Here is a 16197-nt window from a genome sequence, read left to right as displayed (position 1 = left end):
TCAAGGTCAGCGATGCCGAGATGGATGCGATCAACATCAACCGTCATCAATTCCATGGCGATTGGAACTACACAATCAGCCCAATCATCCCACCATCGGTGCGATAATTTATCAACGATGCCTAAAGGCTTAACGTTATTTGGTCGGAGCCGGCTTTGTCGTCAGCCCAAGGCTGTCCGCCATTCGAACTAGATCGACGAGCGATCTCGCCCCCATCTTTTGCATGACGTGGCCGCGATGAACCTTTACGGTCACCTCGCTCAGGCCCGCGGCAGCAGCGATTTGCTTGTTCATGCTGCCCGCGACCACCAAGTTCATGATCTCGCGCTCGCGTGGCGTCAAAGAATCATAGCGGCACCGAAGTTTGGCAATGAGCTCGGCCTCCCGCCGCCGAGCGCAATCGCGCTCGATCCCGGCATATGTGGCATCAAGCAGTTCTTGCTCACGCAGAGGCTTCGTCAGGAAATCGATAGCGCCGGATTTCATCGCCCGCACGGAGATCGGAATGTCGCTGTGGGCACTGATGAAAACGACCGGAAGTTGGTTTCCCAAATTGTTCAGCATGCTCTGAAATTCCAGGCCGCTCCGCCCCGGTAGCCTGACATCGAGAATGATGCAACCCGGAGCGTCGGGGCGCTTGCTGTCCAAAAACTCTTGGCTGGACGCGAACGTCTGCACGCCAAGTCCAACTGAACGCAGGAGATCACCGAGACCCTCGCGGACGGATGCGTCATCATCGATGATATAGACAATCTCTTTCATATGCGTCCCATTTCGCGCCGGTCAGGCGGCGGTCCCGGACGCCAATCATTACTGCGCTTTCTCCTCGTTTGGCAATGTAAACTGAAAGATTGCGCCGCTAGGTTCATTCGGAACGGCCCAGAGCCGGCCGTTGTGAGCCTCTATGATGGAATGACTGATCGCTAAGCCCAGGCCCATACCATTGGGTTTGGTGCTGTAGAATGCCTCGAACATCTTGTCGATCTTAGTCGCGTCGATTGGTGGGCCGCTGTCGTGGACCGCCACCAAAACCATATCCGGTGCCGCTTGTTCGGTGCTTATGACGAGCTCGCGGGATCCGCTGGGGACCGCTGTCATGGAGTCCTTGGCGTTCATGATGAGATTTAGGATCACCTGCTGAATTTGGACCTGGTCTCCCATCAAGGAGGGCAGGCTGTCCGACAGCGTGGTGCGCAGCGATATCGCACTTCGTCGGAGATCCGTGGACACGAGCGCAATGGTCTCGGAAACGATATCGTTGATGCTTAGTCGATCCCGGTGTTGGGGCGATTTCTTTGCCATCGCACGGATCCGGTCAATGACCTCGGAGGCGCGGAAAGCATCGCTGATCATGCGTTCGACTGCGCGACGGGCGGAGACGATATCACGTGGATCCGCGTCAAGATACCGAAGGCAGGCATTGCCGCTGCCCACCAGCCCGGTGAGCGGCTGCCTGACCTCGTGGGCGATCGAGGCTGCGAGTTCTCCCATTGTGGTCAACCTGCTCGCATGGGCAAGCTCTGCCTGCGCAAGTTGAAGAGCGTTCTCTGCATGCTTGCGGCCGGTGATGTCACGGGCCAGTGAAAGTCGAAACCACTGCTCTCCTTGCTGGAATCTGCCGGCGCGAACTTCGACCGGAAATACCGTACCGTCCTTGCGCCGATGGAACGTCTCGAAAGTCGCCGTCTGTCCGGTGTCCACCCGATCCATCAACTTCATTACCGCCGCCGCATCGAGACCCGCATCAAAATCGTTTGGATGCATTCCGATCAGTTCTTCGCGACTGTAGCCGAGGCTCTCACAGGCCTGGCGGTTGACATCTACAATGATCAAATCGTCGGCATGCAGGAAAAACGCGTCGGTCGCGTGATCGACGAAGGTTCGGAAGCGAGACTCGCTCGCGCGCAGCCTCTCCTCCGCATTTTTGCGCGCGGACAAATCGAGCACGAAGGCCACAGCCTGGTTCCCGCTGCCCTCAAAGCTTGCCTGCCCAATCATCACGGGCATGTGGTGACCATCCTTTCGCTGGTATTCTTTCTCAAACGGCTGGACGCTGCCGGTCACTTTCAACTCGGAGTCGGCCTCCGCGTCACGCTCACGCCATTCCGGCGGTGTCAGATCTGCCTCAAGCAGTCGATCCGCGAAGAGTTCATCGCGGCTGTAGCCCACGATCCGAAGAAATGCCTCGTTCGCCTCAATAATTCGGCCGCTCATATCGCGAATGAAAATCCCAATGATGTTGGCTTCGACTAAACGGCCGATCCGCGCCTCGCGTTCTTTAAGGTCGCGATACAGACGGGTAATCTCGAGCGTGCTGGCCGCTTGTGACGCGATGAGCTTCAGCACCGTCGTGCGCCCCGGTGAAAAGACACCGCCGGCCAAAGCATTTTCCAGATACAACGCACCGATCAGCTTCGCATGATTGATCAGCGGTAAACAAAGAATAGATCTGGCCGCGTGATGACGAATGTAGGGATCGGCCGCAAAGGCGTTTTCGGCTGACGCATCGTCGAGACTTACAACTTCCCGGGTCCGCAGGACGTAGTTGAGAACCGATTCTGGCATCGTACCGACGGCAGTCTCATCGCGTAGCTCCATGAGGACCGCTTCACCACGTGTCGTTGCTTCCGCCACAATCCTCGGCTCGTCGCCATGCCACAGGATGAGTAAGCCGCGCTCGGCACCCGCCTGCTCGACGGCCAATCGCAGTACTGCATCGATCAGCTTTTCGATGACGATTTCGCTGGAGACAGCTTGCGACACCTTGATTACGGTCGCCAAGTCGAGGTGTTCGACCGGCGCTTCGATTGTGCTCGTGGCAACGGATGCTGGTTGGTCTTCCCGTAGCTGCGGGGAAAGTTCGTCGAGCTGCCGCACCTTGCCGTCCGCGCCCCAACGCAGGTAGCGGTTACGAGCGTTTTGCAGGTAGAGACGAGCAATCTTATCGAAACCGCGCAAGCGGTAGAAGGCGGAGGCGCGCTCATAGGCGATCGCCTCGTCGTGAGGGAGCACGTGGGCGTGGGCTAATTGGATAGCCTGTTCATAGAGGCGCTCGGCATCGAGAACCCGGTTGCTCAAGCGCGCGTTTTCCGCGCCCAGCAACGCTGCGCGGCTTGCAAAGATCTCTGGGCAGTGCTCGGCCCATTTGTCGAGCTCACGGCGATGAGCACGCAATTTCTTGAGATACTCAGAGCTTTCAGTAGCCGATCCTTTGCTACAAGACGCAGCCAACGCGAGCCCCGCGTAAAAGTGGTATTCCGCCCGCTCGAACATGGCAGGGGTCATCCAGAGGAGGCCCTCTGCTTTCGCCGCTGCCGAAAGCGCGGTCACATAATCACCGGCGAGAGCGCGTGCCTGCAATTTGCGGATCCAGTAAAGGCAACTGCCCGGCTTGCCGTCGGTCTGCCTTTCGTATTGCTGCTCATCGAATTCCTTGTCGTCAAAGTGCCCAAACACCGGCGTCAGCCCACGGAGCGTTCGAATGAGCTGGAGCTGTCCGGAAATGAAGCCGACGACGACACCGAACCCGGCCTGGCGCGCGAAGTCCAGACCTGCTTCCGCATCCCGTTGAACTTCGGAGAGGGGTTCGCCCGCGCCGAGAAGATAGGTCACGAGGTTGTTCCGGCTTAAGACGGCGTAGGTGAGATCTCCGACCTGCTGTGCCGTTTCAAATACGCGTTGCGCAAGCGGACGGCCCGTCCGCGCGTGCCGTGGCGAAGATTTCGCAAGGTTACCGAAGGCTAGATAGACCCGCGCCTTCAGGCGGTCCATACCAGGCTGGTCCGCCAAGTCCAGCCCCAGCAGACCGAACCTGAAACCTGCTTCGTAATTGTTAAAATAAGGTCCCAGCACCGTGCCTACCGCGGTGTAGGCATAGGGCGACGTGTCACTGTTGCCATACTTGAGGCTGACGTTTCCCATTCGCCCGATAACGAGGCAGCGCAGATTCTCATCAGTAAACAAGGCTGGAGTGACGAGCGAGGTCAAAACATCCATGGTCGCGAATGCGACCGGGTCTGTCATCGTGGGCGAGTTAAGTAGCGCTTCGATGGGCCTGCCCCCGAGCTGCCGCCACAGCCGCGCGTATTCTTGCCGCACCTGGCTCCTGGTGGGGTGCGCCGACCAGCCGATGCCGACACGGTGCAGGTAATCAAGACCGAACAGGATAGCCTGATCGCTCCGTCCAAGGCTCATGAACAGGTCCACGCGCAGCCGTGTGACGCGTGCCAGATCGGTGAGGCTGACGGCACGGCTTGCCAGTTCTGCAAGGCGTGCCTGCGCCTGAGCCGTCGCCCCGGTGAGGAATTCGCATTCAGCCCTGTGCAGCTCGAGGGCGAAAGCGAGTTCGTACCGGCGCTCCCACTCATCGTCCTGCAAGCAAACCGCACCCGCGCTGGCATAGACCAGCACCGATTCGTACGCCGCGGACGTCTTGGCACGGCGAGCGGCAATCAAGTTCAGCTCGGCGAGGCGCTCGCGCTCTTTGCCCGACATGATAAAGGTGTCGCCACGATTTAGCTGACCGACGATCTCGAAAATGTGCTCCTCGAGTGCGTTCGGTGGCGTATGCACTAGCAGAAGGCGGCCAATGGAAAGGTGCACCGTCGCACGCTCGCTTTCGGGAATTAGCCCGTACGCGGCCTCCTGAACCCGGTCATGCAGAAAGCGATATTCCCCCTGTTGACGTAGCACCAACCCGGCTCGCACCGCAGCCCATAATACCGCATGAACCGCTTCTTCATTTTCGCTCCTCATCAGGATCAAGGTCCCAACTGTCGCTCGATTGCCAAGGCACGCCAGCATGCTCAAGGCAGCCTGTGTCGTATTGGGCAGTCGCTGCAGCTTGCCCAGCATGAGATCGGCAACGTTATCGGTATAAGCTTTGGCTCCTATGCGCTTAAGGTCCCAATCCCAGCGTGCCTGCCCGCGATCGAACTCAAGCAATCCTTCGTCCGGCAGCGTACTTAGAAACTGAAGCGCAAAGAACGGATTTCCCGCGCTCTTCTTGTGAACCAGCCGCGCAAGCGGCTGGACACGGTTGCTCCCGCAATGAAGAGCGTCGGCGAGCATCCGCGTCAGATCCACAAGCTTGAGGGCCCCCAATGCAATTTCGTGCACTTGGACGCCGGCCTGTCGGATTGCGGCAAGCCGCTGGATCAGCGGGTGGGCTGGCGTGACCTCGTTGTCGCGATAAGCCCCGATGAGCAGCAGATGACGAAAATCTCGCTGGGTGCACAGATCCTCTATTAGGTCGAGTGTTGCGGCGTCCAGCCATTGGAGATCGTCTAGAAACAGCGTTAGTGGATGCTCAGCTTTGGCGAACACTCGCACCAGTCGCCTGATAACCAATTGGAATCGCCGCCGGGCGTCTTGCGGCGATAAATCCGCGACTGGGGGCTGTGGACCGAGGAGGGCTTCGAGTTCCGGGACGAGCGTCACCATAAGTCGACCGCTCGCGCCCAAAGCCTTGGTCAGACCAATGCGCCAGGGCGCGAGTTCGGCTTCGCTCTTAGCCAACAGAGCCCGGACGAGGCTCTGCAGGGCCTGCGCTAGGCTTGCATAGGGAACGTCCCGCTGGTTCTGGTCGAATTTGCCGGAGGCAAACAGCCCTCGTGGCGGCACAAGCGCTCGGTGAAGCTCGTTCACCACGGTGGATTTGCCAACTCCGGCATGGCCCGAAACCAACACTAGCGTCGGTCCGCCGCCTGCAACAACCCGGTCGCACGCGGCAAGAAGGACAGCGACTTCAAGCTCACGACCATAGGGCCGCTCGGGAACTAGAAGCCGGTCCTGCAGATCGTGCGTCCCGAGAGGAAATTCTTCGATCCGCCCACTCCTCTCGTTCTCGATAAGTGCGCGGCGGAGATCCGCTTCCAGCCCGGCCGCCGTCTGGTAGCGTTCTTCGGCGTTCTTGGAAATCAGCTTCATCACGATTGCCGAAATGCCGCGCGGTAGTTTCTTTATTCTCTCCGAAGGTGACACTGGTCGCTTGGCAATATGGCAGTGTACCCACTCCATGGGATCCGAAGCCGTGAACGGCAGCTTGCCGGTGAGCATTTCGTACAGCGTGATGCCCACGGCATAGAGGTCACTACGGGAGTCGACTGATCGGTTTATACGGCCAGTCTGTTCGGGCGCCATGTATGCGAGGCTGCCGGCAATGATCTCAGGAGGGTCGGGGGCCTGACGTTCCCGAGAAATACGCGATGCCACACCAAATCCCGTCAGCCAAACCTTTCCGTCTGCCGTGTTTGCCAGAATATTCGACGGCTTGATGTCTCTATGAATGAGGCCGCGTTCGTGAGCCTTGCCAACTGCTGCGGCGATACCGATGGCAAGACGCAAGAAGATGGGGAGCTCGGCAGCCATGCCATGTCTACGCAGTCCGATCAGCTGACGGAGCGGCGCGGCGCCACTATCTTCCAGGAGAAGAGCGCTGTGGCCATTCTGCGTGATGAGGTTGAGTGGCATCGCTGCCCATGTACGCTCGAGTTCGCTTCTGAGACCATATTCGTGCGCCAGCCTGTCGAGGCTGGCGCGAGCGGGGTGCTCGGCTATAAGCCGCACGACCAAAACGGCCCGTGATGCGCCATAGTCATCGTGGTATATTTCCCTCGTGAAGATGCGATCGCCGTCATTCCAGGCGCCTTGCAGCCCATCTTCTCGAGGACTTGTGGGAATCTTCTGGTGGACGAAGGCGGCAGCAGCTTCCTGTCTGCTGGCGCTCCTTCTGAAGCTCCTCTTTCCGATGTCTTGGACCGTGTCGTCCATCACCACACCGCTCGGCTCAATGCTGCCCGCATCGTTCTTGTCACGGGCATCGCAGTTCTAATAAGGCTTGACTGACTTCCCTTCTGTGTCAATGGCGCAATTCAGGTACTTAGCATGGCTGATCACTTGTCTCGGTGATCCTCCTGCTGTCCAAGTTCGGTTGGGATGCATACTGCCCGCTAAAATCACAACAGCGACAGCGCTGTTCCCCGTTTTGATAAAAGCCGCGCCGGCGGGGGCTGGAGTCTTTGCGATCAACAATATGCCGGCGCGGCAAATGGTCCCCTGATGGGGTGTGTGGTGGTTTCAGGGTACCGCTATAACGGTAGCGCTGCACGCAGCATTCCAGGTATTATACTGAAGTATATGCGCTTAGCCGTTTCGGCATATTTTCTAAACATGGGGTAATCGCGGCGCAATCGTCCCAGGCCAAATCACGCGAGTGCATTCGGCTCGCCGGTATCCGCGTTGGCTAGCTGCCGATGTTCGTACTGGCCCAGACGATGCCGTTTGGGCGCATGCACTGGCTGGCAACGAAGAAACGGAAACTGGAATTCCCGGCGTTCGAACAATTTGCGCCTCGAAATCAATCTTCCATCGATAAGAGTTACTTATCGATGATGATAGGCCGAATAAAATGCTTTACCGCGATCGGAAGTGATTATCCTCTTAGATTTTTTGTAAAGAAATTATGCAATAAATACATTGCACTATCGCTTGAGTGATGCGAGCATTTCGCGCCGCAAAATGGCGTTGATTGCGCTTCACCAAACCCGTTCATGCAGCACGGTGTCGAACGCGACGTCGAGCGACACGAAGGCGCAGTGCTCCAGCCGCGTCTGGGCAGCGAGAATGCGATCCCAGGGATCGCGGTGGTCCCAGTCGAAGCTTGCCGCGAGCTCGGCGTGCAGATCGCTGATGGCAAGCGTCTGCAAGCCGCTGGCGGCAACGGCGGCGCGCAATTCTTGCGGCTTCAGATCGAGCTTTTTAAGCCGCATCTTGTTGTCGAGCTCGTAGAAGGAGACGGCGCTGACAAGGACGGTGTTGGCCTTGTCCTCGATCAGCGCCCGGGCGTTGCCGGACAGCCGGTCGCTGCCGATCGTCCACCAGTAGATGGCGTGGCTGTCGAGTAGAAGCTTCATGCCTTGGGCTCGCGGCCGGTTGGGCCGCCCTGCCAGACGCCGGTATCATCGTTGAAGTCACCGGCATCGATGGCCGCCTGTTCGGCATCGACCGCGTCGAACAGATCGTCCGGCAGGCCGCGCTGGCGCAGCAGTCCGAACGGCCGCTTGCCGCCACCGGCCGGGCCAATGCGGGCATAGATCTCATTGCCGCGCATGATGATGATTTCCTCGCCCTGGTTGGCACGTTCGAGCACCTCGGCGAAATTCTTGCGGGCCTCGCTGATTTTGTAACTCGTCCGGGGCATCATGGTCTCCAGCCGTTGGAAGGCTCACGCTATCATGGGTTATGCCGTTGTACAACTCAGATGTACATGTCCATTACCGGTCAGACCCGTCGGTGAGCTTCTGCCCCAGTTTGATGATCTGGGCCACGATTGTCGCGCGTCGCCGGTTCACATTGAAGTCGTTGGCCAGCCAGGGGGGTGTGACATCACCCTCCCGCACCATCTGATCCCACCGCCCGGAAGGAATACGAGCCTGCAAGTGCGGATCAATCCTGAGGTTGCGCAGGAACACGATCCGCTCGGTCAGCCCGACCAGGTTCCCTGCCGCCTGCGCATCCGGCGCTGATTTCAACCACTGGAACCGCGTCTGGCCGACAGCCGCGTCCACGACCAGTAGATCGTCCAAGGTTTGCAGCTTTTCCGGATCAATATTCGAGATCAACGCTTGTTCGGCACGCCGGCGCGCAAGAGCGCGCGCCGCAAGCCCGATCTTCTCGATGGAATGTTGGGAAGGAAGCAACGGCTCTGTTGCAAAAAATTCTTGTGATAGAATGAAATTCCGAAAAGCCTTGGGACTAAGCGGCGAAGCCGACTGGGATCTGATGCCTCGGATCATCGCGGCGGTTTTCACATTCGTAACGAACAACGCCCGCGACTTCCGGAAGCTGTATGCAAGAGAGGAACTGCATGCGGGCTTGATGATCATCGTCCCGCAGGTACTCCCTTTCCTGCAGCGAGAATTGTTTGCCCTCATTCTGGAGGATTTGGTTGGGGCGGAGGATATGGTCAACGAAGTCATTGAAGTGACCCTCGATGGAGATGACAGTGCGAGCCTCACCCGCTATACGCTTCCAGAGGCATAGTCGCTTCTGCTGAGTAAATGCCCATTGACCTTGAGCCACGGCCACGAGAGACGTGTGAAGGCATTCGTCGATGAGAAATTTCACGAGGTCGAGCCCGTGGATTTTGGGGTGCTCTCGTTGTGAAGTCGCAGACGCTTCACGGACTTCACTTTCAGGCCGAGTTCCGAAAGCTTGCGGGGCCGTCCTCGGGCCGGGTGGGCGGCTGCCCAGATTTCGGCAAGCGCCACCATGCGCTCGCTGAGCGAAGGATATCCCTCGACGATTTCCTCGGTGCTCGCGCCCTGGACCTTCATTGCGGCAATAGTCCGCACCGGAACGCGGGTTCCCTTGAAAACCGGTTCGCCACCCACGACGCCCTTTACGCTGTGGATTTTTCGTTCTGCTTCTCGAAGCGCTTCGGCGCGTGCAGCCAACTGCTCTCTTGCCCGGGCGACATCGATGATCAGATAATCGTCTACCCTCACGGTATCGGCATTGGGGTTCTCGTCGATTGTGTCGAACAGACGTTTGCGGCGCTCGGCAGACAAAATCGATCCGACACCATACCAGAGCTTCAACCGAAGGAGATCGTCATCCGTGAGTGCGCGACCTCCCCCGCTGCCGGTAAGATGAGTTGCGATGATCCGCTTGTCGATGGCATTGTGCACCGACTTGACAGCGATCTCACTGACAGCTGCAGCTTCGGCGGGCGTGTAGGCGTGTGAAGTACTGGCCAAAATCATTCTCCTTGCGGAGAATATATAACGCGAGTATCGGCCGTCGTAAAGCTTTGTTTCTGGAGTCGCTCGAAAGCAACCTGCCCGGCCGTTCTGATGGTGAGCGGCAGCAATGGCTTGAAGCGATCCGTTTAATCGTCAGGTTGACGCTCCGGCAATGACCGATGACCGGTACGGCGGGAATAAGGCTATCCCAAGCCTGCCGCGCTTGTGGAACGAACGTTTCAAGCTCCGCGACAAACTGCCCATGCCGCTACCTCAGTCCGGCCTTCTCTACACTGGCGAAATCGCGACACAGCTGAGCAATTCCGCCTCGGCCTTCCTGTGCACGATGATCTTGTAGTTCACGCCTATTTGGCCCAGTCGATGGGGTAGCTGGCGCGCTGGGCAAAAGCAGTTAGGTCTCGCTCTTGCCGTTCGCAAGACTGGTCGGCGGTCGAAACGCGGCTGTAGATGGCTGCGCGTTGTCCCAATTGAACTCTCGTGGATTTTGGTGCCTGGAATCTGTGCTTTCAAACCAGCATCGACTGCTGGGCGAAGATGCCCGCCATCGTGCCTTGCCATGATGCCGTGGTGACCGAGGGGATGAGGGGGGTGGTGAGGTCGCCGGCGCCGTAGATGCCGGGCATGCTGGTTTCACGGCGCTCGTCGACCTTGAGGACAATGCCGAGGGGCGTGCCGGCCGTGGCGAGGCCCAGTGGTTCATGCAGACTTGCAGACGGCTTGTTGCGCGGATGCGCAAACAGAATATCGACTGCGACATCGGGGCCGGTATCGATCTTAATGGTGGCGCCATGGCTCCCGTGCCGAGCTATCTCAACGATCCGACCATCGATGATAGGTGTGTTGCGACGCTCCAGATCGGCCCGGATATCGGGCGGAATGTCGTGACCATCGGCGAAGACCGTCAGCCTGTCGGTCCAGTCGTGGAACAGCCTGACCTGATTATGCGACTGCGGGCCCGACCAGACGAGGCCCCAATGCTGGCCGGCGACTTCAAAGCCGTCGCAATAGGGACAGGGCACGATGGACGTGCCCCAGCCTTCGGCAAAGCCCGGAACATCGGGCATCTGGTCGGTGATGCCATAGCTCAGGATCAGGCGGCGCGCCCCAATGTTTTCGCCATCGCCAGTGAGGACGGAGAAATTGTCGATGGTGCCGGAGATGCTATCGGCCCGGGCATTGACCAGTTTGATCGCTGGATAACGTGCCAACTGCCGCCGCGCTTCGGCCAGGATGTCCAGCGGCGGCTTGTGATCATGGCCGAGCATACCATGCGAATGGCCGGCGAAGCGGTTGCGCGGCAGGCCGGTATCGAGAACGATGACCTTGCGGCGGGCGCGGCCGAGCTGCAGGGCGGCGGCGAGGCCGGCAAAGCTGCCGCCGATGATGATGACGTCATCCATGATGATGGGCTCCGAGTTGTGAAGGGAAGAGGTTGGGCAGAATCTGGCGCGCAATGTCGCCCAGCGATGCGCATTCGAAATCGCTGGGTGGCCAAGGGAAACCTGATTTGGCGGACACGATAAAATCCACTCTTGGAATTTATGAAACTACGTAGTATCGTAATTCAAGAATAACGATACTGTCAAGGACTGGAATTATCGTGCCCGAAGAAAACATCCGCGCACGGCGCGGCCGGCCCGCCAATGAGGCGCTTGGCCAAACCATAGTCGACGCAGCGGGCGAACTCTTTGCGGAATTGGGTTTCCAAGCGACGACATTGGACAAGGTCGCCCAGCGGGCGAAGATATCCAAGCTCAGCATCTACCGACACTTCGAGAATAAGGAGGCACTGTTTGGCGCGTCGTTTGCGGCCCGCTGCCAGCAGTTGATACCACAAGCCCTTTTTGAAGGCGTCGACGGTTCGGCCGAAGATCAGCTCATGGCGGTGGGATCATCGCTGCTTCGCACGCTGTTGCGCCCGGACGTGCGCAGTGTCGAAGCCATGGTCATGGCCGACGTCACGAGTCAAAAGTCATTAAGCAAGCTCCATTACGAAGCCGGCCCCGCCCATATCATCGCCCAAATCGAGGCCCTGTTGCGTCAGTTGCACGCGAAGGCGGTTCTGAACGTGCCCGATCCTCTCCGGTCCGCCCGCTTGTTTGCCGCGCTTTTCAAGGGATCCGATCTCCTGATTATCGCACGCTTCGATGAGGCGAGAGCAGGGGACAGAGACGAGATCGAATCCTATTGCCGGTCGGCCGTCGCGATGTTCATCGCCGCGCACGGTGGCAGCGACCACGCGGGCGGACAACCTGGTTAAGAACGGATCAGAACAAGGGGATATGGTATGGCAGAGAACAATGTTTATCAGGTCTCGGACTGGAATGGCCAAAGCGGGGAGCGCTGGGTCGCTCACCAGGCCCGGCTCGATGCCATGATGGCGGTGTTCGGCCAGGCCGCGATCGAAGCCGCCGCGCCCGCCACGGGCGAACGCGTGCTGGACATCGGCTGCGGCGCGGGGGCGTCTAGTCTGGAAATGGCCGCCCGCGTCGGCGCAGGGGGCCATGTGCTGGGCGTGGACGTATCCGAACCGCTGATCGGCAGAGCGCGCGCGCTAGCGCCGCAGGATACGCCAGTCCTGTTCCAGGTGGCCGACGCCAGCAGCGCCGAGCTGCCCGACGGGGCGTTCGACATCCTGTTCTCCCGTTTCGGGGTGATGTTCTTCGACGATCCGACAGGGGCGTTCGCTCATATGCGCCGTGCGCTCAAGCCAGGCGGGCGCGTCGCTTTCGTCTGCTGGCGCGGCATGGCCGAGAACGATTGGGTGCGCCTGCCGATGGGCGCGATCAAGGGCATCGTCCCGCCGACGGCGCCGCCCGATCCCGAAGCGCCCGGCCCATTCTCGTTCGGCGACTCGGGGCGGGTAGCGCGTATCCTGACGGCGGCCGGCTTCACCGATATCGCTATCGCGCCATTCGACGCCTCCATCCCTTTTGGTAAAGGGGAGACGCGGGACGTAGCGCTCGCCGACGCCGTGAAGATGACACTCGAAGTCGGCCCGCTGGCGCGCGCGCTCGTTGATCAACCCGACGACATCCGGGCCCGCGCCTCGGCCGCGGTTCGTGCCGCCTTCGCGGACCGCGCCGGCGAGCGATCGGTGATGATCGACGGCGCGGCGTGGATCGTCACCGCGCGCAATCCGGCAAGCTGACACGACTTTGCCGCTGCGGACCGCCTCTGCCAACGCTACAGATCGTCGATAGTCAAGCTTGAAGACAACGCCGGCGAACAGCCGCAGGAAAAGAACCGCGCGATCAGTCGGTTGATGAATCGTGCCCTCAGCGGCGGATAAGGCCAAACCGGTGGGCTTCGTCCAGCAGGTCCCGGACGGAGGAGGGTTGCCATCTTTTGCCCCCTCGCACAGGCCGTTCTCCCATCTTGTCCAGTTGAGAGGCAATGTCGCGAAGCGACAGATCGGGATCGGCAATGGCGATCGCCGCCGCCAGCTTCATCAGATGATCTTCGGGAGCGCGGCGAGGGGACCGGGCCAGGAGTTCTTTCTCAGCGAGCTTTTCGCGGACCAAGCGGTGAACCGCGCGTCGGAGTCGCTCAACGGTCCAGTCGTGGCCGCGGCGGTTAAGGACGCGGACGACATTGTCCCAGCTATGCTGCGGTCGCAACTGCCGCACGGTCGGAAGCCACGTTTGTGCCGACGAAATCAATTCATCGAGATAGAGTTTCTCGCGTGCTTGCGACACCGCCTTGATCGCTTCCGGTCGGCGCTCGCGCAGACCGGGATTGCCGGGAAGCTTGCCTCTGGCTTTCGCAGCCTTAATGCCAGCTTTGGTTCGCTCGGCGATCAGAGCGCGCTCGAGCTGGGCGACGGCGCCAAGCACCTGCAGGGAGAACATGCCCTGCGGCGTCGAGGTGTCAATCGGATCGCGCAGCGAGCGGATTGCCTAATAAGATCGGGACAGTCGATGCGACGAGAAGAAACGCGACCGAAAGATTGAAGATGCGCGCATAAGTCGGCCGGGTAAGCACGTTGCGGAGCAGGCGGCCGGCAGCCGCCCAGACGGCAACGCTGGGGATGGCCACAAGAGCCAGCAAAGCCGCAGCGATCGAGATGTTCAGCAGATAGTCGCTGCTGGGAATGTAGGTTGCAGCAGCGCTCACCGTGATTGCCCACGCCTTTGGATTGACCCACTGAAACGCGACCGCACCCCAAAAGCCGATAGGCGAACTCTCCGTGCTTTCAACAATTGGGCCGCTGCGCGCGATCTTCCAAGCAAACGACATGAGATAAAACGAACCTCCGATCCGCAAGATCTCGTGCGTGACCGGATAGGCCTCGAATAACGTACCCAGGCCGAGGCCGATTGCCAACATTTGCAAGGCGACGCCAGCAGCAATGCCGCCTATGAGCGGAAACGACCCAGCTAGACCAACACGAACGCCAGAAGCCAGAGCCATTGCGTTGTTGGGTCCCGGCGAAACTGTCATGAGAAAGGCGAAGATGAGGAATGGGGCGAGAATTACTGGATCGGTCATACGCGCAATGTTAGGAAGGTTTTTGCAGAATGTCGGTGCAAATTTCATCAGCGGAGCCGGAAAGATTGCAACAAAAGCCTGTATTTGATCGTATTGACCGTCATATATTGCGCGAGCTATCTGTCGACGCACGCCAGCCGAATGTACGTTTGGCTGAGCGCGTCGGCTTGTCTCCGTCGGCATGTTTACGTCGCGTTCAAGAACTGGAGCGTGCCGGCGTCATTACGGGTTACCGCGCCTCTATTAACCGAGCGCGAATGGGGGCCGGATTCCTCGCCTATGTTACGGTGGGTCTCTCGGATCACACCAAAAAGAGCCAAGACGCATTCGAGGAGGCGATGTCACAGGCTGATGAAGTCGTTGAATGCCATAACGTGACAGGCACAATAGAATACTTGTTGCGTATCGAAGTTGCCGACATTGCCACTTACAAGGCGTTCCATACAGGCGTTTTAGGCACGCTGCCGCAGGTCACGGCGATTACCAGCTTCATCGTTCTGGGCTCTCCGAAAGATCAAAGACGGTGAGATACTCTGTCTTTATCGGGCGCGTCAGCCGCCCTGTGTCAGGTGCTGATGCCGCGAGAGAGCCTAGGGAAGGAGCCAAAATCTAGCCGATGGGCTGACCTCATGCCAGCCAAGCTTGTGACCGGAGAACCAGACGGCAGACTTCTAGGACTAGGTGACAAGCCGCGCCGCACGGCCGTTTTTCCGTTCCGCATTGTTGTAGTAGCCGCCTGCGTCACCGACTTGTGCAGCGACTGCTGCATGGCTTCCTGAAGCGGGATGCCGCGGTCGGCTGCTGCGGTCAGATAGCCGGATCTCAGCCCATGCGCAGAAAACGCCTCCGGATCCAAGCCGGCCTGCTTGCAACGGCTTTTGAGGATGAGGTTGACCGACTGCGGCGTCAGGGGGCGCCTATCGACGTTGCCCCATTGGTCGATGCGCCGAAAGAGCGGTCCGGTATCGATCTTGGCCTGTGCCAGCAATTGCTTCACGGCTTCGACCGGACGGCCGATGAGAATGGCATGCGCCTTCTCTTCAGCTGTCGTCGTCTTGGTGCGGCCGAGATTGATGGTCAGACACGGCAGGAGAGGGGAGGCCGAATCTCTCGGATCGGCATGGACCGGTTCCTCGTCGACCAAATCCTCGATGCGAAGGCCGGCAATTTCGGAGCGTCGGCGGCCTCCGGAGGCGAAGGCGGTCAGCAACAGCGCGCGATCACGAATGTCAACCAGCCGATCGCTGGCGCAGGTGGCGATTAATTCTGCTAGGATATCGCCGGCGACCGCTTTCTTGCTTTTCCGTTGCCTTGGTCGTGCATTTGCCCGAACGGCGAGCCTGAGAGCAGATTTTAAAGACGGAGCGGTGAAAGATCCCGTCAGGCCGCGCCAACGGGTCAGGATCGACCAGGAGGTCAGGCGCCGGCGCACCGTATCGGGCGCGCGCGGGCCGTCGGTACGCAGCAGCCCCTGAAGACGCATTCCCGCTTCGACGTCCAGCGGCATGCCGTGGCTTGGATCCTCGGCCCGTTCGACCGGATCCCAAAGATGGTGGGCGACGAATTTCAACAGCAGGCTTTCGGGCGCCGGCCAGGGCAGGGGGGTGCCTGTCGACAGTTCGCACCAGGCCTCGAGATAGCCGAGATCGGAGGCGAGCGCCCTAAGCGCGTTGGCGCCCATGCCTTCCCTGGCCAGATGTTTGAGGGTGGCGACATCCTCGTCTGTCAGCAATGTTGCGAGCTGATCCCGACGGGCAAATGGAAGGATGGCATCGAGCGCATCCAATTCTTCGGCGCGTTGCAGCACCGGATCGGCAGCGGAGGGGAGGGGGATTGCTTTGCGTGTCATTGGGCTGCTGATGCAGGATGACGCATTATATCTGTCCGTCCGAAATCATTTCCCTTGAAGAGGAGAGGGACCTTGGCGACGCTTGCAACCGCA

13 protein-coding genes and 3 pseudogenes are annotated in these 16197 nt (G+C 59.5%); 5 read left to right on the top strand and 11 right to left on the bottom strand.

Annotated elements, in window-relative coordinates; genetic code table 11:
- Nucleotides 1-107 (top strand): ISAzo13-like element transposase-related protein (locus tag GGD50_RS33620; protein ID WP_183941125.1); only part of this gene is annotated, 107 nt, incomplete at its 5' end.
- A 28-nt stretch (nucleotides 108-135) separates the two neighbouring features.
- On the opposite strand, the gene GGD50_RS31605 is transcribed toward GGD50_RS33620, so the two are convergent.
- The 5 genes and pseudogenes from GGD50_RS31605 to GGD50_RS31585 all read right to left on the bottom strand — a co-directional run.
- Nucleotides 136-762, bottom strand: coding sequence for a response regulator transcription factor (locus GGD50_RS31605; RefSeq protein ID WP_183941123.1), 627 nt, complete (start codon nucleotides 760-762; stop codon nucleotides 136-138).
- Nucleotides 763-810: 48 nt separating this feature from the next.
- Complete coding sequence (locus GGD50_RS31600) at nucleotides 811-6771, bottom strand: PAS domain S-box protein (RefSeq protein WP_183941121.1); 5961 nt, start codon at nucleotides 6769-6771, stop codon at nucleotides 811-813.
- 764 nt (nucleotides 6772-7535) lie between these two features.
- Nucleotides 7536-7913, bottom strand: a complete 378-nt coding sequence (locus GGD50_RS31595; protein ID WP_107106640.1) for a type II toxin-antitoxin system VapC family toxin — start codon at nucleotides 7911-7913, stop codon at nucleotides 7536-7538.
- The gene (locus GGD50_RS31590; protein WP_107106641.1) at nucleotides 7910-8200 is read right to left on the bottom strand and encodes a type II toxin-antitoxin system Phd/YefM family antitoxin; all 291 of its coding nucleotides are present in this window, start codon (nucleotides 8198-8200) and stop codon (nucleotides 7910-7912) included. The genes GGD50_RS31595 and GGD50_RS31590 overlap by 4 nt, the downstream gene beginning before the upstream one ends.
- A gap of 88 nt (nucleotides 8201-8288) precedes the next feature.
- Nucleotides 8289-8678, bottom strand: a pseudogene (locus GGD50_RS31585) (Tn3 family transposase); the annotation flags it as partial.
- Between the two features lie 199 nt (nucleotides 8679-8877).
- On the opposite strand from GGD50_RS31585, the gene GGD50_RS33125 reads away from it, so the two are divergent.
- Nucleotides 8878-9042, top strand: a complete 165-nt coding sequence (locus tag GGD50_RS33125) for a hypothetical protein (RefSeq protein ID WP_245407400.1) — start codon at nucleotides 8878-8880, stop codon at nucleotides 9040-9042.
- Nucleotides 9043-9122: 80 nt separating this feature from the next.
- On the opposite strand, the gene GGD50_RS31575 is transcribed toward GGD50_RS33125, so the two are convergent.
- From GGD50_RS31575 to GGD50_RS31565, 3 genes are all read right to left on the bottom strand, one after another.
- Complete coding sequence (locus tag GGD50_RS31575) at nucleotides 9123-9764, bottom strand: DUF433 domain-containing protein (RefSeq protein WP_107106643.1); 642 nt, start codon at nucleotides 9762-9764, stop codon at nucleotides 9123-9125.
- Nucleotides 9765-10108: 344 nt separating this feature from the next.
- Nucleotides 10109-10231: a recombinase family protein gene (locus GGD50_RS31570; RefSeq protein ID WP_107106645.1), complete on the bottom strand. Its 123-nt coding sequence runs from the start codon at nucleotides 10229-10231 to the stop codon at nucleotides 10109-10111.
- Between the two features lie 39 nt (nucleotides 10232-10270).
- Nucleotides 10271-11164 carry an NAD(P)/FAD-dependent oxidoreductase gene (locus tag GGD50_RS31565; RefSeq protein ID WP_107106646.1) on the bottom strand — a complete coding sequence of 298 codons (894 nt, stop codon included), beginning with the start codon at nucleotides 11162-11164 and terminating at the stop codon, nucleotides 10271-10273.
- A 197-nt stretch (nucleotides 11165-11361) separates the two neighbouring features.
- Between GGD50_RS31565 and GGD50_RS31560 the strand changes: the two genes are divergently transcribed.
- Both GGD50_RS31560 and GGD50_RS31555 read left to right on the top strand, forming a co-directional pair.
- Nucleotides 11362-12024, top strand: a complete 663-nt coding sequence (locus GGD50_RS31560) for a TetR/AcrR family transcriptional regulator (protein WP_414125128.1) — start codon at nucleotides 11362-11364, stop codon at nucleotides 12022-12024.
- A 27-nt stretch (nucleotides 12025-12051) separates the two neighbouring features.
- Nucleotides 12052-12915 carry a class I SAM-dependent methyltransferase gene (locus GGD50_RS31555; RefSeq protein WP_107106648.1) on the top strand — a complete coding sequence of 288 codons (864 nt, stop codon included), beginning with the start codon at nucleotides 12052-12054 and terminating at the stop codon, nucleotides 12913-12915.
- A gap of 127 nt (nucleotides 12916-13042) precedes the next feature.
- Here GGD50_RS31555 and GGD50_RS31550 read toward each other — a convergent pair.
- Nucleotides 13043-13657, bottom strand: a pseudogene (locus GGD50_RS31550) (recombinase family protein); the annotation flags it as partial.
- Nucleotides 13635-14207 (bottom strand): LysE family translocator, encoded by a 573-nt coding sequence (locus tag GGD50_RS31545; RefSeq protein WP_280951154.1) that lies wholly within the window; start codon nucleotides 14205-14207, stop codon nucleotides 13635-13637. The pseudogene GGD50_RS31550 and the gene GGD50_RS31545, both read right to left, overlap by 23 nt.
- 77 nt (nucleotides 14208-14284) lie before the next feature.
- Here GGD50_RS31545 and GGD50_RS31540 point away from each other — a divergent pair, with 77 nt between their 5' ends.
- Nucleotides 14285-14782 carry an Lrp/AsnC family transcriptional regulator gene (locus GGD50_RS31540; protein ID WP_107106650.1) on the top strand — a complete coding sequence of 166 codons (498 nt, stop codon included), beginning with the start codon at nucleotides 14285-14287 and terminating at the stop codon, nucleotides 14780-14782.
- A gap of 150 nt (nucleotides 14783-14932) precedes the next feature.
- Here GGD50_RS31540 and GGD50_RS31535 read toward each other — a convergent pair.
- Nucleotides 14933-16104, bottom strand: a pseudogene (locus GGD50_RS31535) (tyrosine-type recombinase/integrase).
- Between the last annotated feature and the right edge of the window lie 93 nt (nucleotides 16105-16197).

The organism is Martinezella paranaensis, assembly GCF_014200235.1.
Lineage (GTDB): Bacteria > Pseudomonadota > Alphaproteobacteria > Rhizobiales > Rhizobiaceae > Rhizobium > Rhizobium paranaense.
The sequence above is the reverse complement of the archived record's forward strand: the minus strand, read 5'-3'. Positions and strand labels throughout refer to the sequence as shown.